Below are 19,158 nucleotides of genomic sequence, written 5' to 3'. Positions count from 1 at the left end.
CCGGCCCGGCACGGATCGAGGGCGGCCTTGCGGTACGCGCGAGTCAGCGCCAAGGCCTGCCCCCGGCGTTCCGGCCGCGACAACCCGCCCGCACCGTCCGAAGAGGACCCCCAACCGACTATCCGGGCGTAGCTGCGCCGTCCCGAACGTTCGGCGTCCTCCGCGCGCATCAGCGCGACCACCCCGCACCCTTCGCCGGGGAGGAAGCCGGTCGGATCGGCGTCGTACACCCGCATCTCGTCCTTCGCGAGCGCGTCGAGCCGGGAGAACCCGACCAGTTCGAACGGGTCCAGCGACATGTCCACGCCGCCGGCGAGCATGAAGTCGCACTCCCGGTCGGCGAGCGCGCGGCAGGCCGTCATCACCGCGAGCAGGCTGGACGAACAAGCCCCGTCGACGGTGTAGCCGGTGCCGTGGAAGTCGAACTGGTTGCAGACCCGTCCGGCGATCGTGTTCGCGAGCGCACCGGCGAGCGTTTCGTCGCCCGGAACCGGGAACGGCTGTTTGACCAGTTCTTCCAGGCGGTGCAGCACGTCGGCGGCCGCGTCGTCGCCGATCCCCGCCGCCCGCAGCGAGGTCGCCGCCGCGTCCGCGAGAAAGGGCCAGCGCAGCCGCAGCGTCCCGGCGCGGGTGAACTCGCCGGTGAGCGAATTGCCGAAGACCACCCCCGCGGTGTCGCGGTCGAGCCCCTCGCCGAGCGGGCAGCCCGCGTCGGCGAGCGCGGCGGCCGCGGTTTCCAGCGCGAGCCAATGGGTCTGGTCGGCCGCCCGGTACAACGGCCCGGGAATGGCGAACCGCTGGCGGTCGAACTCCCAGTCGCGCAGCACCGCCGCGTGCGAGACGGCGACGAGGTCCGCGTCCCGCGGCCCGCCCCGGTAGCCCGCGCCCAGCCGGACTTCAGGCAGCCGCCGGAAGGCCCGCCTGCGCCCGAGCACGTTCTGCCACAACTGTTCCGGGCTCGTCGCGTCCGGATACCGGCACGCCAGCCCGACGACCGCGATCCGGTCGCCGGTCACAGCGCGCTCCCGACGGGACTGCTCGCCGGGGTTTCTCGCGCGGCCGCCGCGGTCGCGGCGCGCCTCCTGCGTCGTTCGACCGCGAACAGCACCGCCGCTCGGAGCACGCACGTGATCACGAGGGCGAAGAAGTAGCCGAAGACCACGCCGCAGACCACCAGCACGCCGTAGACGAGAGCGTTGACGAAGCCGAAAACAGCCTGGTTGCGCGGTTTCGCCGGCGAGGTGGCCGGATCGGTGATCATGTAGTTGGTGTAGATCACGAAGGCGAGTCCGGTCATCGGCACGAGCGCGCCCAGCAGCGCGTGGTCGAACAGCAGCCAGCGCAGCACCGCCTGCAGCAAGTAGCCGCCTGCCCAGCCGAGGATCAACGGGATCTTCTTGGTGAGCATCGCGTTCAGCATGGTGCCCGCCGTCAGGATGGCCAGCGGCAGCAGCCAGTCCCAGGCCCCCGTGAGGTAGTTCGTGAAGTGGTACGGCGGGGCGATGCCGACCCAGGAGAACGCCAGCAGGGTCACCACGATCCCGGCGTTCGACGGGTTGAGCACATGCCGGAGCTTGCCCTTGATCCGCAGCCGGAACAGATACTTCGTCGCGTGCGCGACCACGACCGCGAACAGATAGGGCCAGACCGAGGCGTTGCCGTACAGCAGCATCGAACAGGCCAGCGCGGTGATGTGCGGCGGCAGCAGGAAGACGAACAGCGCGCGCGGGCCTCCCGCGAATTGCGGACGGCGCTGATGCGCCCAGGCGTCCAGCCACTCCAGCACCAGCGCCACCGCGTAACTGGTCGCCAGCGCGGCGAGCGGCGTCACCGGCGACTGCTCGAACCCCAGCACCAGGTAGCCGAGGAGGTTGAAGCCGGTCAGCGACATCGCGAACCGCTCCAGCGCCTTGACCCGCACGTCCGCCGCCGGTCGTCCGCGCGGCTCGCCGGACGCTCCGTCGCCCGCCGTGACCGGTGCGGCCGTTCGCGCGGCGGTCACTGGGCCGCCGCCGTTCCGTCGGGCCGCAGCAGCACGGTGCGGTGACCGGGCGCGACGGTGATTTCGGCGCTGCGCACGGTCGTGCCGGAACGCCAGGTGACGGTCGCGTCGACGGGCACGCGGTCCGGCAGCGCCAGGTGCACGAGGCTCCCCGAAACCCCGGCATGCCCGTTCGCCGGGTACAGCTGGGTCTTCTGCGGGTGCGCGCCGTGCACGGTCACAGTCGCTCCGATCGCCGCTCTGGTCCCGCCCGCGGCGCCGGGCTGGACCAGGTTGAGGTCCGCACCCGCGCCGGTGCTGGGCGACGTGTTGCGCAGCAGGACCGAGTCCTCCCACTGGTTCGCGACCAGCACGTCCAGCTTCCCGTCGCCGTCGACGTCCCCGAAGGCGAGGCCGCGCGTGTTCCAGGGGTCGGCGATGCCGAGCGGGCCGGCCAGATCGGCGTACCGTCCGCTTTCCGAGCGCACGTAGAACGGATTGCTCTGGTGGCCGGAAAGGTCGTCGCCGAGCCGGAAATGCGGCCACACCGCCGGATAGCGCAGCATTTCGTCGTTGCCGAGCGCGAGTTCCTGCAGCAGCGCCCAGCGGTCCGTGTCCCCCTTGAGGAACCCGGTCGCCTGCATCAGCTGGTCGGAGCCGGAGTTGTCGAAGTCGCCCGCCTTGATGTCCCACGCCCAGCCCGAGCGGGCCAGCCCGAGGTCTTCGCTGCGCTCGTCGTAAGGGAACACGCCGCCCAGCAGCTGCCGCCCGGATCCGGTCGGGACGAACGCGAAATTGCTCTCCTGCAAGGCATACGGCGTGGTGATGTTGCTGACCGCGATCATCGGCAGCTCCTGGTCGCCCCGGTAGCTGAAGGTCACGCCCATGCCCTTGAACGAGTCGTGGCCGAGCACCTCGGACCTCGGCGTCACCAGATCCCGGGAACCGTTGACCTCGGCGAACCGCACGTGGCCCGGCGAGGAGGTGTTGACCAGCAACTGGTCCGGGCCGAAGTCGTTGGCCACGTACACGTCCGGGAGCCCGTTGCCGGTCAGGTCCTGAAGGCCGAGCGCCAAGGTCCAGGAATTCGCCGAATCCGCCGGAAACGCCGTGCTGGCGTCGGAAACCTCCGGAGCCGCGCCCGGCGTCCCGGTCGGGCGGAGGAGCAGCAGGCGGTTGGTGCCGGCGTTGCGCGCCTTGTTCATCCCGTCCTGCATCTGCATCCGGGTGTCGTCCGCGGCGGCGGGGTCGAGCACCCGCGCCCCGTCCGGGAAGTAGTTGCCCACGAGCACGTCCAGGTGCCCGTCCCCGTCCACGTCGCCGACGTTGACCACGCTGGAGTTCCACACCTGCATCGGCGAGACCAGCTCGCTGGGCCGGAACTGCGCCGCCGACGGGAGCTGCCCGGGCGAGCCCTGGTTGAGGAACAGCACCGGCGAGCGACCCCAGTAGTACACCAGGAAGTCCAGCCTGCCGTCCTCGTTCAGATCGGCGGGCACGCAGCCCATCGGAGCCATCGTCGCGTCGTAGGGCAGTCCGCTCGGGGCGAGCCGGAACCGGGCGTACTGCGGCCCGCCGGCGCCGGGCACCGGCAGAACGGTCACCGAATCGTCCCGCGGGTCCACCAGGCACGCGTCCGCCGTGCGGCCGAGCCCGCGCAGATCGGCCAGCGCCACCGCCGAGCCCACCGCGGAGATCCACGCGCGGATGCCTTCCAGCGACGGCTCGACCGTCCGTTCCGCGCGGGAATGCGGGGGCGCCGAGTTCAGCGGGACCTTTTCGAATCCGAAGCGCCCGGCCAGCGCCGAGGTCTCGCTCGCGCCGAGACTGGGCCGGGCGGTGAAGAAGCCGGCCACGACGACGAACACCAACCCGACGAGGATCGGCACGGGCCTGCGCCACACACCGCGCACGCTCAATCCCCCCTCACTAGCTCAGTATGTGTTTTTCCGGGCCGCCGCGGACCTCGCGGTCACGCCGGACGGCACGCCAGCTTCCGCAGCCGGGACTTCCACTCCAGATACGCTTCCGGGTCGGAACGCTCCTTCAGCCCGTCGGCGGCGGTCTCCGTCCATTCCGCCGCCTCGTCCGGCTCCGCAGCGAACAGCCGCCGGCAGGCCAGCGTCGTGTGCGCGGGCACGATTCCGGAGCGGAAACGCGCCGCGATGGCGAATAACGCACCCTGTCGCAGATACGGCTCAGCTTTTCCGCTGGCCTTCGCCACCTGATCGATTCTCGTTTCGCCCGCGTTTCCGGCGTAACACGCCGCCAGACCGACACCGGCCCACAAATGCGGCCGGGCCGCCGCCGGGAGCGTTGCGATGGCACGGGCGATTCCGTCCGGATCGGCGGACTCGACGAACCACAGCGCGCGCCCGCATCCGGCGAGCCGCGCGTCTCCTTTCACCGTGCCCACAGAACGGGACCGCCGTTTCGCCGCGGCGATTCCGCCGAAATAGACCTCGGCGAATCCGGCGCCGTCAAGCGCGAGCCAGCGCAGCAACGGCGTGCGCGGCAGAACGACCGGTACCGGCAGCCGGGAAGGCACCAGTCCCCAGCCGTAGCCGACGTGCACGAGATGGACGTAGCCGGAACCGGGGCCGGCCAGCAGTTTGGCGAGCGCACCCGCGGATCCCATGGTCGCGAGGTCGGTCAGCGCCGCGCGCATTCCGGCCCCCTCGTAGGCGAAACCCCTTTCCTCGTCCGGAATCCGCGCCAGCGCGTCGTGTGGATCACGCCATCCGGCGACAGCGTTGAAGCCGGCCACGAAACCGCGTGCGCAGTTCTCCAGGACCGACCTGTCCGCGGGCCGGTCCAGGCGGAAACCCCGGCGGGCGAAGTCGGCCGTCCCGGCGGGCAAGCGCAGTTTTCCGGAAAACGGTGTCGGACCGCCGTTTTTCACCGGACGCACCCCCCTCAATGCGGCAGGAACTCGCGGTCAAACGACGTTCGCTCCAGCTGGGGAGGAGCGACGGCCAATACTGCGTCGGACTCGCGAGCCCCTTTGTGGTACCAGTGCCCCACAAGCCAGGTCAAGGCCGTGACGAGGCCGCTCCCGCACGGCCGGCGGGCCCCGGAAAGACCGTTAACTCGACCGGACTATTGCCACGGGGGATACACTTCGCGCGCACGAAATACGATTCCCCGATTGGCCCGGAAAATGAATTCGGCGGAAATCGGCAATGCCCCGGACAGTCAATTCCTCGGCCGAATTCGGGCAGCCGAATCCCGCCGCCGCCGGAGACCGCGCGAACCGGGCGCCCTCCGGAAAGCCGGTCCGCCGGCGACCCGGCGAACTCGCGCCGCGGCGAACGCGGGAACACCGGCACCTTTAACTAGCTAAAAATATAGTCACATCGTCCAGCCGGCGGAATCAGGCCGCAGAAAGCCGCCCCGTCGGTTTCGTCAAGACAGTCCCAGCATGCGGGTGCACCGGTGCACCGCCTCGGGCGGGCCTTCGATCTTGAGGTCGCCGGTCGCCAGCGCGCCGAACGGAGTGATCATCCTGGCTCCGATCCGGACGAAGGTCTCCGCGTCGCTGGTGATGACCAGCACCGGGTTCTCGACTCCGCCGCGCAGGAATTTCACGGTCCGCTCGCGTACCTCGACGGTGAACACTTCGTCGCCGACGCGGAACTCGTACGACTCGTCGATCTCCGGCACCAGCTCGGCCACGACCATGGCCTGCACGGCGAGGAAGCCCCACTCGGCGCGCACCTCGCCGTCCCGGTCGTTTTCCGCCAAAAACTGCATGCCCCACTTCGCGAGATCGAGCAATGGGGCGCGCAGCTGCTCCCCCAGCGCGGAAAGCTGATAGCGTTTGCCCCGGCCGTCCCCCGGCACGGGCAACTGCTCGATCACCCCCTCCTCGGTGAGTATCCGCAGCCGTTCCGCCAGCAGGTTCGGGCCCATTCCCGGGAGGTTTTCGATGATTTCGTTGAAACGCGCCGGGCTGATGAGGAGTTCGCGGACGATAAGCAAGGTCCACCGTTCGCCGATCACGTTCAGGCCCGCGGCCAGACCGCAGAACTGCCCGTAGTCACGCTTGCCAGCCATTGCTCTCGTCGCCCTCCGCCGTACCCGGGTAACTCTATGAATCGATAGTAACACCGCGGTTAGACCAGTTGGCGGCAGGACGCGCCGCCGCGGGCTACGCGCCGGGGTCGCCGGCTCCGCCGGATGGTCCGGTTCGGGCAAGGTCCGCGTAGAGATAGGGTAACGGTTTTCGATCTTCCCTCACTCGTTCAGGCGAGGCCTCACCGGATCGGGGCAACACTTCGAGAAGCGAAACGGGACAGGGCAATATTCTCAACCTGCGCCTCGGACACCCCCGTTCGGACACCCGGGGAGAGGCGGTCGCTACTACGGCCTCTATGGATTGGCATAGCGGAGTTGCCCAGTTCTCGCAGACTTGCGTGCTCTGCTCCGGCGGCCTCGAGTTCAGTACGCGAGTGGCGTGATAGCCCAGCCCGGACGGACCGTCGGAGTCCCGGGCCTCGGCGACCCAGCAGACGTCCAGGCCGATCTTCTCGACCTCCGCCACGACATCCGCCGTCTCGCGGAACTCGCCGGAAGCCTCGCCCGCGTCGACGCTAAGCGGGTTCACCGCCGAGGCGGACGAGTTTCGTCTCGCCGGTCCCGAACGGCTCTCCGCAGTTTCCGCAGACCGGGTCGAGGTGCAGTTCCGCGCCGCAAGAGTGTTCCCACACTGTCGGCGCGGGCCCCTCGGTCACGTACCGGTCGCCCCACTCCATCAGCTGATGCAGGATCGGACGCAGGGCCCGGCCCGCTTCGGTCAGCACGTACTCATACCGTGGAGGGCGCTGTTCGTACTGCACTTTGGCCAGCACGCCGTGCTCGACCAGGGACCGCAGGCGGGCGGCGAGGATGTCGCGGCTCGCGCCGGTGTTGGCCGCGATCTGATCGAAGCGCCGCTGGCCCAGCATCACCTCGCGCAGCGCGAGCAAGCTCCACCGCTCCCCGATCACCCCCAGCGCGTTGGCGATCGAGCACTCCCGGGCCACCATGCACACCTCCTGTCCGCTTCGCACTCTACCGCGCGCGAACCCGGCGAGTTGGAGATCACAACCTAGTCAGTTTGATTTTCCAACTTACAATCCTATGCTGAGGCGACCTGAAGCAGAAGGAGACGGTCATGCCGAATGCGGTCATCGTCGATGCAGTTCGGACCCCGCTGGCCAAGGGCAAGCCAGGCGGCGCCTATTCCTCGATCCACCCGGCGGATCTGCACGCACACGTGCTGCGCTCGCTCGTCGATCGCACAGGCATCGATCCCGCCGTCGTCGACGACGTCATCAGCGGCGCGGTCGGCCAGATCGGCGAACAGTCCGGCAACACGGCTCGGTGGGCGCTGCTGGGCGCCGGGTTCCCGGAGTCGGTTCCGGGCGTCACCGTGGACCGCCAATGCGGCAGCAGCCAGCAGGCCCTGCACTTCGCCGCGCAAGGGGTCGCCGCGGGCGCGTACGACGTCGTGATCGCGTCCGGCGTGGAGTCGATGAGCCGCGTGCCGATCGGCTCCCAAACCGCTGGCAAAGACTTCGTAGGCACCAAGGTGAACGCGCGTTACGCGGACGGCTTGGTGCCCCAGGGCGTCAGCGCCGAACTCATCGCCGATCGCTGGGGCCTCTCCCGCCGGCAGCTCGACGATTTCGCCGCCGAATCGCATCAGCGCGCTGCCGCGGCGTGGAAGAACGGCCTGTTCGACGACCAGGTCAGCGTCGTCAACGACCTCCGCGTCGACGAGACCATCCGCCCCGACACCACGGCCGAGACCCTGTCCGGCCTGCGGCTGGCGTTCCGGAACGAGCATTGGCAGCAACGGTTCCCCGACCTCGAGTGGCAGACGACCGCAGGCAACAGCTCGCCGGTCAATGACGGCTCGGCCGCCGTGCTCGTCACCAGCGAGGAAGCCGCCCGCCGGCTCGGCCTCCGCCCGCGCGCCCGCGTCCATTCCGTCGCGGTGACCGGCGACGACCCGATCCTCATGCTCACCGGGATCATCCCGGCGACCCGGAAAGTGCTGGCACGCGCGGGATTGCGCGTCGACGACATCGACGCGTTCGAGGTCAACGAAGCCTTCGCTTCGGTCGTTTTGGCCTGGCAGAAGGAAATCGGCGCCGACCTGTCCAAGGTCAACGTCAACGGCGGCGCCATCGCGATCGGCCACCCCCTGGGAGCTTCCGGCGCGCGCCTGGCAACGACCCTGCTCAACGTCCTGGAACAACGCGAGGGCCGATTCGGCCTGCAGGTGATGTGCGAGGCAGGAGGCCTGGCGAATGCCACGATCATCGAACGCCTCTGACACCCGGCACCGCGAGATCGGGCACCGCAGCACTCGGTAAGTCCGACGGAAGGACCTACCGGTGCGACCTTCTGCGGCTCCGGCGAATCTCGACCTCGCCGGATTCGGTCTCCCGCACCGGGTCCGCCGTCACGCAGACCCGCACCGGGCGGCCGGTCTCCGCCTCGACGAACGACAGGGGCGGCCGCCCGCCTTGCAGATGTTTGTCGCCCCACTGCACCAGCGACAGGAGCACCGGCAGCAAATCCTCGCCCGCCTCGGTGAGCCGGTATTCGTCGCGGGCCCGCTTCCCCGGCTCCTGATACGGCGCCCGGACGACGATCCCCGCGGACTCGAGCTGGCGAAGCGCCCGCGACACCGCGGGAGCGGACGTCCCGATGCGCGCCACGAAATCCTCGAACCTGGTCGTGCCGTAAAAACACTCGCGCACGGCCAGGAATACCGTCTTGGTGCTCAGCAGGTCCAGCGCGCGGGCGGCCGAGCACCGGTCGCCGATCGCCCAGGCGTCCCGGTCGCGCAATCGCTCCTCGAAGTCCATGGCCATCGGGCCAGCGTACCTAATGTTTGCGTTACTCAGCTCTCCCGTGGTTCCCTCTAACTAACGTTCTCGTTACTCAGCAGGAGGATGCAGTGGTTTCAGCAGCGGGCAAGGTGGCGGTCGTGACCGGCGGGCGGCGAGGGCTCGGCGCGGCGCTCGTGGACGAACTCCTCGCGCGCGGAGCGCGAAAGATCTACTCCACTGGCCGCTCGGCATACGCCGACGAACGCCCCGAGGTGGTGCCCGTCGAACTCGAGGTCCGCTCGGAGGAATCGGTCGCCGCCCTGGCCAAGACGGCATCGGACGCCGAGATCGTCTTCAACAACGCGGGCGTCCTCCTGCCGCAGACTCTGCTGGACGGCGACCTGGAAACCGCGATCGAAACCTTCGACGTCAACGTCTTCGGACTCCTGCGGGTCGCGCGGGCATTCGCGCCCGTGCTGGCCGCGCACGGCGGCGGCGCCCTCGTGAACATGCACTCCGTGCTGTCCTGGCTGGCCGGGAGCGGCGCCTACGGCGCGTCCAAGGCCGCGGCGTGGTCGGTGACCAACTCGCTGCGCGTCGAACTGGCCGCGCAGCGCACCCAGGTCGTCGGCGTGCACGCCGGGTTCATCGACACCGACATGGTCTCCGCGATCGACCAGCCGAAGGCCACCCCCGCCCAGATCGCCGCGCGAATCCTCGACGGCTTGGAAGCCGGGGACACCGAAGTGCTCGCTGACGACGTCACGGCGACCGTCAAGGCAGCGCTGTCCGGACCGGTGGAGAACCTGACGTTCTCCGTCGCCGGCTGACTCCGTTTCCCGCGCACTCGGAAGGAGCGCCGTCATGCCACTGTGGACGATCCACCACACCCCAGACCTCTTCAGCGCCGCTGAGAAACACGATCTCGCGTCCCGCGTCGCCGACCATTACGAAGCGATCGGCCTGCCCCGGTTCTACGCGGTCACGGTCTTCCAGGAAGCCCGGCCGGAGAACTTCTACGTGGGCGGGAAACCCGTCGAAGCCGGGGCCCGCATCGTGATCGACCACATCGCGCGCACCAGCGCCGGCCCGGAAGCCCGGCGGCGCACCGCGAAGTGGATCAACGGCATGCTGCTGCCGTACCTGGAGAACCGGCCGGGCGTGCACTGGGAGTTCCACGCCGACGAGACCAGCGAAGAACTCTGGATGATCAACGGGCTGACGCCGCCACCCGGCGGTTCCGCCGAAGAAAAAGCCTGGGCGAAAGACAATGCCGCGTCGCCTTACTGAGAACCGGGGCCCGCATCCGGGGCAGTTCTCGCGAACCACCGCCAGCGGGGAGTGTGCGACTGCCGCGTCCTTCCCTCCAGCGACCGCCGTCGCCGTCCGGGAAACCTCGGAAGACGGCCGCTACGAGTTCCCTGCACTTCCCAGCGGCCGGTACGAGGTCGTCACGACCGGATTTCCGCCGAGCACCACGCGTTCTATTCCCCTCGCTCCACAGGTCGGGTTTTTCCGCCAGGCCGCCTCCGCGCTCTGCGCCACCGGGCCCGCACCCGGTCGTGCTGACCGGTGGCTCATGGTGCACCGTTCGCACCACCTCGGCCCGACGCTGCGCTTCACCCCGGCCTGCCGGTAATCGCGATGCGGGCGGTCACGGTCGCCGCGCCGATTCCTGCCCTCGTGACGCGCTGTTCCGTCCCCACGTTCTTCCGGTCGCGGTCGTGCAAGGCGGATAGCCGGACCGCGCACCCGCAGGGAGTACACAACCGCACCACGGCGAGCATTGAGACGATCAGGTGATTCTCAGGCGAGCAGCTTTCAGCCTGCTCTTGTTGCGGCAAGGTCGAACCGTCCCCGACTCGGCCCAGGAGCGCAGCGCGTGCCTTTCAACCCGAACCAGCCCCGAGGCCCCGACGGCAGATGGATCAAGACAGGCGGCGTTTTGACCGCGGCCGCTTTGGCGACAGTCGTGGCGGCGGCAGGCGGCGGAGACACAGTTACTTCGGTCGGCGCCGGACTCGACGCCGCGACGTCCAAGAGTGTGTCCGAAGCGGACACAGCCAACAGCAAAAAGGCCGCACAGAAGGGAGATCGCGCCGAGGCATGGCGACGGCTGGCTCTCAAAGAGGTCAGGCAGAAGATCAAGACGGAGCTCCGCTGCGCCGTCCAGTCGTTCGGCCAGGTTCAGCAGTACTTCCTGCGCCACCCGTGCCAGAAGCTCGACCAGCTGCTGTTCGTCGTGCAGGACACGAACGGAAACCCGATCGCCGGATCGGTCGCCTGGGTGAAGATGCCGTCGACCGAATCCGCCACCGAACTCCGCACACTGGAAGACACCTACGGATCCGGCGATGTCACCCCGTTCGGAACAGAGGTTCTCGAAGCAGCCGGCTTTCGTTTCACCGGAAAGCACTACCGGTCGCGGCAAGACGGGAAATTGGTCGTCATCGCCGAAACAGATCCGCTCGAGGGCCGCCCGTCCGACGCGTTCCTCAAGCAGGTCGCCGAAGTCGCGGACGTCCTCCCGCCGCCGTGACGCGGGCCAGTCCGCGCAGCAATGCCGCATCCGCTGACGGATTCATGCCTGCGAGAAGGAGCTTCCCAATTCCCGCGTTCTGGATCGAGTCAAGGGCGACGGTGCGATCCGCTGTTCCGGCGGGCACTACCCCCTTCTGAGCACATCCACAACGCCTGCACCCGACCAAGATCCGATTGCGAGCATCGCATGCACGCTGACGACAGCGGGGCCGCGACCGCACAGGGCCCCGCCCTCGCCGACTGCCTTGCCCGTTTTCCCTGTCCTCTCCTGGCGCCGCAGGAAAGCGTTGGCCTCGGCCCGGCCGTCAGCTGGAACGTCCAAGGCGTCGATTCTCTGGTAACTGCGCTGGAACTGGTCTACGAGAGCGACAACCGCTGTCAACTGATGGTCAAAACCGTCCGCTCCCGCGAAGGCCTTGACCCGCGCGGGCTTCCGATCGACACCGTTGCCGACCTGCTGAGCAACTACCTCAGCCGCGCCGACGTCCTCGCCCGCCCCGACCGGTACCGCTCCACTCCGGGCAACCTCGACCGCGCAGCGCCGACCGACCCCGCGGCCCACCGCGAGCGCTACCGGCGCATCCAGCACGCCGCCGACCAGGCCACCGCCGCTACCGCGACCGTGGCCTGCGACGACGCCCCGGTCGCCGGGCAGCGCACCGACGCCCTCGGCGCCGGCGTGCTCGAACTCCCCTGGCGCGACGGCGCAACCGTCTGGTGCGTCGGCATGCCCGACATCCTCGACCGCCTCGTCCTGCGCACCGCGACGTCCCAAGACCTCTCCCGCTTCTGACCCGGGCCGGACCGCGACTACCGTTTTCTGTCGCGTTTCCGCAGAACCGCGGCTTCGGCATCCGGCGGAGCGGCGCACTGAGGGTGCAGACGACCGCGATGCGGCTCGGGGTCGTCGCCCGCAGTACCGGCGCAGCACATCGCTGGCGCGGTCGGGCTGCGGCACTGGCGAGATCCTGAGCGCTGGACATGGCCCATCCCTGCTCAACCGCCAGGAGCAGAGGTGTCACCACCGGCACGTCGTCCGGCACTGCAGAACCGTTGACCCCACCCGACCGCTTGAGCAGTTGCTCAAATCTCGGCTATGCTCCGATTTGAGCAACTGCTCAAAAGCGTTTCGGCGGTCGTCCGCAACGACCGGACTGGGGGCAGCGATGACCAGCGTCCATCCCGATCTCAGCGGTGCGCCCCGCCGAGATCGTTGGTACAAGGCGATCACCCGGCTGCTGGCAGTAGCGCTGCTGCCGGTGGCGTTCGTGCGCACGCCGCGCCAAGCTCGGCGTACGGCCTGCCAATGGGCACTGGCCGTGCGTTTCCCCGCCGAGGACCTCACCGGCCTCACCACGGCGACCCGCGCCGCGTTCATGGCAGCGCGCACGCAGGCGTTATGGCGAGACGGCGAACTCATCGGACTCACCTCGGGACACCGGGACGCCGGGGAACAGGAACGCTTGTTCGCCGCGGAAGTCCGTCGGACCGGGTCGCCGGCGGCAGCGCGGCGGCGGGCGCTGCCGCCGAACGAGTCCCGGCACGTCGCGGGGACCGCGCTGGACGTGCGGCCGGTCGAAGGCTCGCGCTGGCTGGAGCGGCATGGCGCGCGTCATCACCTTTATCGGGTGTACGACAACGAGTGGTGGCATTTCGAGTACCACCCCGCCGGCCCTCCGGAACGACTGCCGCACCCGGGTGCCGTCAGGCTGTCGGGGCCTCTACGGTGAAGCCGTGTCCGACACCCGACAACGCCTGATCGACGGCACGATCGAGACGATCCGTACGCACGGACTCGGCGGAACCACGGCGCGGAGCATCGCGGCCGCCGCCGGGGTCAACCAGGCGCTGGTCTTCTACCACTTCGGCACCGTCCACGACCTGCTCCAGGCCGCGTGCCTCGCCGCGACGCAGGCCAGGGTCGCGCCGTTCGCCGAACGCCTCGACGAGGTCGCCGACCTGCGGCAGCTCCTTGCGCTCGGCCGCTCCCTGCACGCCGACGAACGCGCCCAGGGCAACGTCACGGTGCTTGCCCAGATGCTCGCCGGAGCGCAGGCCGACCCCAAGCTCGCCGATGCGACCGCGACGGCCCTGCAGCTGTGGATCACCCCGATCGAGGACGCGCTGACCAGGTTGCTGGCCGACTCCCCGGTATCCGAGGTCATCGACATCCCGGGCCTCGCCCGCGCGGTGAGCGCCGGGTTCGTCGGACTGGAACTCTACGAAGGCGTCGACCCGGACGGGGCCCAGGCCGCCCTGGACGCGCTCGACCGGCTGGCCGTGCTCATCGAGGTGGTCGACGACCTCGGACCGATCGCGCTCCGCGCACTGCGCGGCAAACTCCGCAGAACCACCAAGAAAGCGCGGCCATAGGGACCGGTCAAGCGCTCCCCTGCGCGAAAACTCGGGATCAGCTCAGAAAATGCCGATATCCTCCGCGCGCCGTCCGCGTGGCTCGGCGCACCCGGTAAACCGTCACCGCGACCAGGAGAAGCACCGCGGCTTCCGCCAGGACGCTCAGCAAAGCCTCCGGCGCGGGCTCGAAACCCCGTTCCGAAAAGCCGAACAACCCGGTCGTCCGCGAAAGCACGAAGCCCGCCAAGGATCCCGCCGCCAGCGCGGCCGCCGCCAGCCGCAGCAGGAAGGGACCGCCCAGAGCCACCAGTACGGCCACCGCGAACGCCGCGGACGCCTGAATCAGGAACGACGGCCCGATCACCGGGATCACGCGATAGCCACCGACGTACAGCTGCGCGTGGAGATAGCCGCTCGCCGCGAGGCATACCGCTGTCGCGAGGCGGAGAACGGTGTTCATGCCAGCTTCACGTCCTTCACCGCCAGGCCCGGCCCGCCCGGGCGGTAGGACACCTCGCGGATGCCGAGCGCGTCCTTGAGCTTGCCCGCGGGCAGCGTCACCGGCGTCGGCGCCGGCCGGGATCCCGGCTGGGGCAACGGATACGCGGTCGTCGTCGCGCTGTGGAAGGTGATGTTGCCTTCGGTCTTCGTGAACAGCTGGTGCACGTGCCCGTTGAGGCACGTCACCGACGAGAACCGCCGCAGGTACGAGAGCGCCTGGGTCGCGTCGTCGGTCCCCCAGCCCCACGTCGGGTACATCGCGAACAGCGGGATGTGGCTGAACACGACGATCGGCGTGTCCGAACCGAGCTTCGCGACGTCCTTGCGCACGAACTCCAGCTGGTCCGGACCCAGGTGGCCGAGCTTTTCCAGGCTCAAAGTGTTGACCAGCGCGATGAAGTGGACGCCCTTGACGTCGAAGCTGTACCAGCCGTCGCCCGCCGTGCCCGCGCCGAACGCCTTGCGGTACTTCTGGCCGGCGTCGTCGATCGAGTCGTGCTCGCCGGGCACCGTGGACACGTGCCCGGTGTCGAGAGTGCTCATCATCTGCTTGACCTGGTCGAACTGGGCGGCCGTCGACAGATGGGTCAGGTCGCCGGTGTGCATGACGAAGTCCGGGCGGTACCCGAGCGTGTTGATTTGCGTGATGGCGTCGGTAAACGACGCCTCGACGGCGGTGTTCGCGGGCCCGGTGAAGCCGAGGTGGCTGTCGCTGATCTGAACGAACCGCAGTGCGTTCGGGTCGTCGACGGCAGCGGCGTCGCCCGGCGCGGCGATCCGGCTGATGACTTCGCCGCCGGTGACGGTCAGGACCACCGCGGCGCCGAACCACGCCGTGTGGCGCAGGAGCTGGCGCCGGGTCATGCCCTCCGGGCCGGGGTCGTCTTCGGTCACGGGGTCACCGTCACGGTCGCCGTCATGAACGGATGGATGGTGCACAGGTACTCGAACGTGCCCGGCGTGCTGAACGTGTACTGATAGGACTGTCCGGTTTGGAGGGTCGGCGACCGTAGCGGGCCGCCGGAACCCGTGCTGGTGACGGTATGCGCGTCTTGGTCCTGGTTGGTCCAGGTGACGGTGGTGCCCTTCTTCACCGTCGTCGCGGCGGGCGCGAACGCGAAGTCCTTGATGGCCACGGCGTTCGCCGTCGAGTTCGCGGCCGCGGGTGGCGACGGCGGCTGCGTCATCCCAGGCATCGACGCCATGGGTGTGGCGGCGGGCGGCGGTGCCGCAGGAGGCGACGCGGCGCAGGCCGTCAACGCCAGCGCGGCTGCGGTGACGAGCAGGAAGTGTTTCACCCCAACGGATTTCCTCATACCAGGAATACGCGCGGGGGTTACGCTCCCTCGCCCGGCACCAAGACCTCGACGACGCCGCCGGACTCGCGCACCACCAGGTGCGGCAGCGGCGGCGGAGTCACCGGCAGCTGATGCGTGAGGACCGCGCCGTCGACGGCGAACGACGTCCGGTGGCACGGGCAGTTCAGCCGCCGGGCCGGCGCGTCCAGGTTCAGCCGGCAGCCGAGGTGCGTGCACGTCGCCGAAACCGCGCGCACCTGCCCGCCGGAGCGCTGCACGAACCCGGCGACGGCCCCGAAATCGAACGGCAGCACGCCGCCTTCGGGCAGGTCTTGGGCCGCGACAACAGCTCGCCACTGGCCGTTCTCGGGGCGCAGGGTCTGCTCTTCCGGGGGCGCGGCGGCCGGTTCGGCCCCGGACGTCACCAGGTACTCGACGCCCGCGCCCGCCGCGGCCGCCACCGCGGCGGCCGAGGACACCTGGATGAACCGGCGCCGGTTGCCGCCCCGGACGGGCTCGGGTTCGGGTTCGCGCAGCTCCTGCGCGAGCCGGCGGTGCAGCGCGGCGACGAACTCCTCGCTCGCCGCCGCACCGCCGGGCCGGGCGGCGCGCAGCAGCACCGCGGTCCGCAGCTCCGCCTCATCGCCGGGACCGGCCGCGAACGGGCGCGGCCGACGTCGGCGCAGGAGGTCCTTGACGAACCGGCGGACGCCTCGAGTGCTCACGTCTCCATCCCTTCCGCCAGCTGGGCCGCCTGGCGCAACGCGCGGTGCTGCAGCACCTTCGCGTTGCCGACGGTGGTGCCCAGCTCTGCCGCCGCCTCCTTCAACGAGCAGGCCTGCAGGAACCGCAGGCGCAGGATCCGGCCGTAGCGCTCGGGCAGCTGCGCGAGGATCGCCTCGGCGCGGGCGAGCACGCCCGGGTCGACGGTGTCCGCTTCGAACGCGGCGATGTCGCGCTCCTCGTCCAGGGCGGTGATCTCCCGGCCGAGCGTGCGCCGCCAATGCCCGGCCAGCACCGTCCGCGCGGTGGCCAGCAAGTACGCCCGGACCTCGCCGACGCTTGCCGAGACCCGCAGCGGCCGCAGCGCCGTCAGGAAGACCTCCGTGGTGAGGTCCTCGGCGTCGGGCCGGTTGCCGACCTTCGAGAACATCAGCCGGAACACGCGGTCGACGTTGTCGCGGTAGACCGCCTCCCAGTCCGGGTAGACGTCCGCGCCGACCGCGTGCAGCCGCGCGCGAGGCACCGCGCCCGCTTCGTCCTGTTCGGCGCGTCTGCGCCGGAACCGCTGTGCCACCGGCACCGCCCGCCTTCTCCCCACCGGACTCTTCCCGCCACCAGAGGGATACGCACCGGGGTTACGCCGTAACCGAAGACCGTATCCGTGAGCGGAGTTCCCGACGACCCGAGGAGCGAAATGACCGCATCGATGTCACGCCGGCACCTACTCGCCACCGGCGGGGCGGCCGCCGCCGTCCTCGCCGCCACCGGCCTGCCCCGGCCCGCCGCCGCGGCGACGCCGATCCGGCCGGGCGGCGCGGACGTCGTCCTCGCCTGGAACCGCGAGCTGCTGGCGATCGTGCGCACGCCCGGCCTCCAGCCCGCGACCGTGCACCCGACGCGCAGCTTCGCGCTAATGCACGCAGCGATGTACGACGCCGTCGTCGCGACGACCAACAGCGGGCGTCCGTACCTGTTCACGCTCGATGTCCGAGGCCCGGCGGCACCGGAAGCGGCGGCAGCACAGGCCGCGCACGACGTCCTGGCCGCGCTCTACCCCGCCCGATCCGCGGAATTCGCGCGCCTGCTGACCGGGCAACTGACCGGCATTCCGCCAACCCCGCGTGACGGCGGCGTACGAGCTGGGCGTCTGGTGGCCCGGTTGCTCCTCGGCCTGCGCGCGGACGACGGCTCCGCAGCGGTCCCGCCGGTCCTGACGCCGGGCACGGCCCCCGGGCAGTACCGGCCGACGCCGCCCGCGTTCGCGTCCGCGGTGTTCACCCACTGGCCCGCCGTGACGCCGTTCGTGCTCGACCGGGCCGGGCAGTTCCGGCCCCGCCCCTACCCCGCGCTGGATAGCGCCCGGTACGCGAGAGCCCTGAACGAGGTCGCCGCGACGGGCCGGGACACGAGCACAACGCGCACCGCGGACCAGACCGTGCAGGCGCGGTTCTGGGCGGCGCCGATCTGGAACTACTGGAACGAGATCGCACAGTCGGCCGTCGGCGGTTCGCGCAGCAACCTGCTCGTCGCGGCCCGGGTGTTCGCACAGCTGAACCTGACCTTCGCCGACGCCGTGATCGCGTTCTACGAAGCGAAGTACCACTACCGGATCTGGCGACCGATCACCGCGATCCGCCTCGCCGCCGACGACGGAAACCCGGCGACGCAAGCGATCCCGGACTGGTCGAGCCTCGCCACCACCCCGGCGGACCCCGCGTACCCCGGCGCGCACAGCGTCGTCTCGCAGGCGGGCGCGCTGGTCTTGAGCCAGGAGTACGGGCCGCGATGGACGCTGAAGGTCACGTCCGAGTCGCTGCCGAACGTGGTCCGGCGGTTCAGTACGTTCCAGGACGCCGCCGACGAAGCCGGGTTGAGCCGCATCGCCGCGGGAGTGCACACCCGGCTCGACCACGACGCCGGTCGGCAGCTGGGCCTGGACGTCGCCGCGTTCGTGTTGCGCTGCTGACCGAGTAAGCGGTTTGGCCCGCGTTCCAACGCTAGCCGCTCTCCACCGGCCCCAGCTCGCCGAATCGTAGTGTTCAGCTTGCGCCGCTCTGAAGCATCGTGATCATCGCTTCCGGCGTGATCGCTTCCGGCCGGTCGCTGACTTGTCCGTCGCCGATCTCCACGACTCGCCATCCGCCGTCCGCTCGCTGGACGAGGTCGACAGTCACGAACGGCAGCCCCAGCGCCGCGACCAGCGGTCGGACCAGGGTGAGGTCGGGGTCGGCGACCGCGGCGCCGGGCGGATTGTCCGGGTGCGGTCCGATGATCCGGCACCGGCCGTCGACCCACCACGTCCGCACCTCATCGGAGGTGAAGTTCTCGAATCCGCGAAGGACGAATCCGCCGACCATGTCCTCCGCGCGCAGCTCCCGGAATCTGCTTGCCACGGCCCAAGATTTCTCCGCGTCGCTCAGCTCGGGGATGAATGCCGCCTCGGTCCAGTAGTGCTTCATGGACTTGGCGTAGTCGCGCAGCACGGCAGGGCCTGGCCCCAAGTCGCTTCGCGCACGGTCGAACGCGGCCCGGTCGTCGCCGACTGTCCACACCGATCGCGGTGTTACCGCTGCCAGGCTGGAGTACCAGCCTGGCAGCTCGTGCGCGCGCCGATACTGTTCGGCGGTGGTGCGCAGGGTGACGCCGCGCTGCGCGAGCGCGTCGGCGAAGGCCGCGTACTGCTCGCTGCGCAGCATCCAGCCGCGGTAGACCGCGTCGTCGCCCGCGGGTACCCGGCACACCGCTTGACGTGCTCCTGCCGAGGTCGCCAACGCGTCGTGGTCGATCAGCGCGACCTCGATCCCCGACGCCCGCGCAGCACTCGCCTCGGCCGCGAAGTGTGCATCGGGACGGCGGGGACGAAGCACATCCGAGGGCACGAGCAGCATCATGACCGCATAGTGCGCGACCCGGCCCGGCGACCGCTACACATTTC

At 69.8% G+C, this 19,158-nt stretch carries 21 protein-coding genes; 8 read left to right on the top strand and 13 right to left on the bottom strand.

The window, feature by feature from the left end; all coding sequences use genetic code 11:
* The 6 genes from SSMG_RS42455 to SSMG_RS17030 form a co-directional block, all read right to left on the bottom strand.
* The coding region (locus tag SSMG_RS42455; protein WP_037717391.1) for a polyketide synthase at nt 1–1,016 on the bottom strand (1,016 nt) is incomplete at its 3' end.
* The gene (locus SSMG_RS17050) at nt 1,013–2,002 is read right to left on the bottom strand and encodes a hypothetical protein (RefSeq protein ID WP_009077830.1); all 990 of its coding nucleotides are present in this window, start codon (nt 2,000–2,002) and stop codon (nt 1,013–1,015) included. The genes SSMG_RS42455 and SSMG_RS17050, both read right to left, overlap by 4 nt.
* Nucleotides 1,999–3,894 carry a VCBS repeat-containing protein gene (locus SSMG_RS17045; RefSeq protein ID WP_100267071.1) on the bottom strand — a complete coding sequence of 632 codons (1,896 nt, stop codon included), beginning with the start codon at nt 3,892–3,894 and terminating at the stop codon, nt 1,999–2,001. Before SSMG_RS17045 ends, SSMG_RS17050 begins: the two co-directional genes overlap by 4 nt.
* A gap of 59 nt (nt 3,895–3,953) precedes the next feature.
* Nucleotides 3,954–4,883: a DUF1702 family protein gene (locus tag SSMG_RS17040; protein ID WP_050788207.1), complete on the bottom strand. Its 930-nt coding sequence runs from the start codon at nt 4,881–4,883 to the stop codon at nt 3,954–3,956.
* A gap of 503 nt (nt 4,884–5,386) precedes the next feature.
* Nucleotides 5,387–6,037 (bottom strand): crotonobetainyl-CoA--carnitine CoA-transferase, encoded by a 651-nt coding sequence (locus SSMG_RS17035; protein WP_009077823.1) that lies wholly within the window; start codon nt 6,035–6,037, stop codon nt 5,387–5,389.
* Nucleotides 6,038–6,573: 536 nt separating this feature from the next.
* The gene (locus SSMG_RS17030) at nt 6,574–7,008 is read right to left on the bottom strand and encodes a helix-turn-helix domain-containing protein (protein ID WP_037713962.1); all 435 of its coding nucleotides are present in this window, start codon (nt 7,006–7,008) and stop codon (nt 6,574–6,576) included.
* Between the two features lie 128 nt (nt 7,009–7,136).
* Here SSMG_RS17030 and SSMG_RS17025 point away from each other — a divergent pair, with 128 nt between their 5' ends.
* Nucleotides 7,137–8,303: an acetyl-CoA C-acyltransferase gene (locus SSMG_RS17025; protein WP_009077818.1), complete on the top strand. Its 1,167-nt coding sequence runs from the start codon at nt 7,137–7,139 to the stop codon at nt 8,301–8,303.
* A 55-nt stretch (nt 8,304–8,358) separates the two neighbouring features.
* Here SSMG_RS17025 and SSMG_RS17020 read toward each other — a convergent pair whose 3' ends face one another.
* Nucleotides 8,359–8,847, bottom strand: coding sequence for a helix-turn-helix domain-containing protein (locus tag SSMG_RS17020; RefSeq protein ID WP_009077815.1), 489 nt, complete (start codon nt 8,845–8,847; stop codon nt 8,359–8,361).
* Nucleotides 8,848–8,933: 86 nt separating this feature from the next.
* Between SSMG_RS17020 and SSMG_RS17015 the strand changes: the two genes are divergently transcribed.
* From SSMG_RS17015 to SSMG_RS16990, 6 genes are all read left to right on the top strand, one after another.
* A complete protein-coding gene (locus SSMG_RS17015; protein WP_009077813.1) occupies nt 8,934–9,635 on the top strand; it encodes an SDR family oxidoreductase in 702 nt (233 codons plus the stop codon).
* Between the two features lie 34 nt (nt 9,636–9,669).
* A complete protein-coding gene (locus tag SSMG_RS17010; protein WP_009077811.1) occupies nt 9,670–10,095 on the top strand; it encodes a tautomerase family protein in 426 nt (141 codons plus the stop codon).
* Between the two features lie 592 nt (nt 10,096–10,687).
* A complete protein-coding gene (locus SSMG_RS17005) occupies nt 10,688–11,344 on the top strand; it encodes a hypothetical protein (protein ID WP_009077806.1) in 657 nt (218 codons plus the stop codon).
* 189 nt (nt 11,345–11,533) lie between these two features.
* Nucleotides 11,534–12,139 (top strand): hypothetical protein, encoded by a 606-nt coding sequence (locus SSMG_RS17000; RefSeq protein WP_037713959.1) that lies wholly within the window; start codon nt 11,534–11,536, stop codon nt 12,137–12,139.
* A gap of 373 nt (nt 12,140–12,512) precedes the next feature.
* The gene (locus SSMG_RS16995; RefSeq protein ID WP_009077804.1) at nt 12,513–13,076 is read left to right on the top strand and encodes a D-alanyl-D-alanine carboxypeptidase family protein; all 564 of its coding nucleotides are present in this window, start codon (nt 12,513–12,515) and stop codon (nt 13,074–13,076) included.
* 4 nt (nt 13,077–13,080) lie between these two features.
* On the top strand, nt 13,081–13,719 hold the full coding sequence (locus tag SSMG_RS16990) for a TetR/AcrR family transcriptional regulator (RefSeq protein ID WP_009077803.1): 639 nt from the start codon (nt 13,081–13,083) through the stop codon (nt 13,717–13,719).
* Nucleotides 13,720–13,756: 37 nt separating this feature from the next.
* Here the strand turns inward: SSMG_RS16990 and SSMG_RS16985 are convergent, their stop codons facing one another.
* The 5 genes from SSMG_RS16985 to SSMG_RS16965 are packed head-to-tail and all read right to left on the bottom strand — an operon-like array spanning nt 13,757 to nt 16,803.
* Nucleotides 13,757–14,161 (bottom strand): hypothetical protein, encoded by a 405-nt coding sequence (locus SSMG_RS16985; RefSeq protein ID WP_009077801.1) that lies wholly within the window; start codon nt 14,159–14,161, stop codon nt 13,757–13,759.
* Nucleotides 14,158–15,096 (bottom strand): metallophosphoesterase, encoded by a 939-nt coding sequence (locus tag SSMG_RS16980; protein ID WP_009077798.1) that lies wholly within the window; start codon nt 15,094–15,096, stop codon nt 14,158–14,160. Before SSMG_RS16980 ends, SSMG_RS16985 begins: the two co-directional genes overlap by 4 nt.
* Nucleotides 15,093–15,500 carry a cupredoxin domain-containing protein gene (locus SSMG_RS16975; protein WP_009077796.1) on the bottom strand — a complete coding sequence of 136 codons (408 nt, stop codon included), beginning with the start codon at nt 15,498–15,500 and terminating at the stop codon, nt 15,093–15,095. Before SSMG_RS16975 ends, SSMG_RS16980 begins: the two co-directional genes overlap by 4 nt.
* Before the next feature lie 38 nt (nt 15,501–15,538).
* Nucleotides 15,539–16,225, bottom strand: a complete 687-nt coding sequence (locus SSMG_RS16970) for a ubiquinol-cytochrome c reductase iron-sulfur subunit (RefSeq protein WP_009077794.1) — start codon at nt 16,223–16,225, stop codon at nt 15,539–15,541.
* Complete coding sequence (locus SSMG_RS16965; RefSeq protein ID WP_037713956.1) at nt 16,222–16,803, bottom strand: RNA polymerase sigma factor; 582 nt, start codon at nt 16,801–16,803, stop codon at nt 16,222–16,224. Before SSMG_RS16965 ends, SSMG_RS16970 begins: the two co-directional genes overlap by 4 nt.
* A 114-nt stretch (nt 16,804–16,917) precedes the next feature.
* Between SSMG_RS16965 and SSMG_RS16960 the strand changes: the two genes are divergently transcribed.
* Nucleotides 16,918–18,189, top strand: a complete 1,272-nt coding sequence (locus SSMG_RS16960; protein WP_009077791.1) for a vanadium-dependent haloperoxidase — start codon at nt 16,918–16,920, stop codon at nt 18,187–18,189.
* Nucleotides 18,190–18,262: 73 nt separating this feature from the next.
* On the opposite strand, the gene SSMG_RS16955 is transcribed toward SSMG_RS16960, so the two are convergent.
* Nucleotides 18,263–19,114: an ATP-grasp domain-containing protein gene (locus SSMG_RS16955; RefSeq protein WP_009077790.1), complete on the bottom strand. Its 852-nt coding sequence runs from the start codon at nt 19,112–19,114 to the stop codon at nt 18,263–18,265.
* Nucleotides 19,115–19,158 lie beyond the last annotated feature (44 nt).

Origin of the sequence: Streptomyces sp. AA4 (genome assembly GCF_000158875.1) — a bacterium.
Lineage (GTDB): Bacteria > Actinomycetota > Actinomycetes > Mycobacteriales > Pseudonocardiaceae > Amycolatopsis.
The sequence above is the reverse complement of the archived record's forward strand: the minus strand, read 5'-3'. Positions and strand labels throughout refer to the sequence as shown.

Excerpts from the sequence above, each read along its gene's own strand:
- SSMG_RS16995 (WP_009077804.1), top strand. The coding sequence starts at position 12,513 with ATGACCAGCGTCCATCCCGATCTCAGCGGTGCGCCCCGCCGAGATCGT.
- SSMG_RS17020 (WP_009077815.1), bottom strand. The coding sequence starts at position 8,847 with ATGGCCATGGACTTCGAGGAGCGATTGCGCGACCGGGACGCCTGGGCG.
- SSMG_RS17025 (WP_009077818.1), top strand. The coding sequence starts at position 7,137 with ATGCCGAATGCGGTCATCGTCGATGCAGTTCGGACCCCGCTGGCCAAG.
- SSMG_RS17030 (WP_037713962.1), bottom strand. The coding sequence starts at position 7,008 with ATGGTGGCCCGGGAGTGCTCGATCGCCAACGCGCTGGGGGTGATCGGG.
- SSMG_RS17035 (WP_009077823.1), bottom strand. The coding sequence starts at position 6,037 with ATGGCTGGCAAGCGTGACTACGGGCAGTTCTGCGGTCTGGCCGCGGGC.
- SSMG_RS16960 (WP_009077791.1), top strand. The coding sequence starts at position 16,918 with ATGACCGCATCGATGTCACGCCGGCACCTACTCGCCACCGGCGGGGCG.
- SSMG_RS17000 (WP_037713959.1), top strand. The coding sequence starts at position 11,534 with ATGCACGCTGACGACAGCGGGGCCGCGACCGCACAGGGCCCCGCCCTC.
- SSMG_RS16985 (WP_009077801.1), bottom strand. The coding sequence starts at position 14,161 with ATGAACACCGTTCTCCGCCTCGCGACAGCGGTATGCCTCGCGGCGAGC.
- SSMG_RS17010 (WP_009077811.1), top strand. The coding sequence starts at position 9,670 with ATGCCACTGTGGACGATCCACCACACCCCAGACCTCTTCAGCGCCGCT.
- SSMG_RS16955 (WP_009077790.1), bottom strand. The coding sequence starts at position 19,114 with ATGATGCTGCTCGTGCCCTCGGATGTGCTTCGTCCCCGCCGTCCCGAT.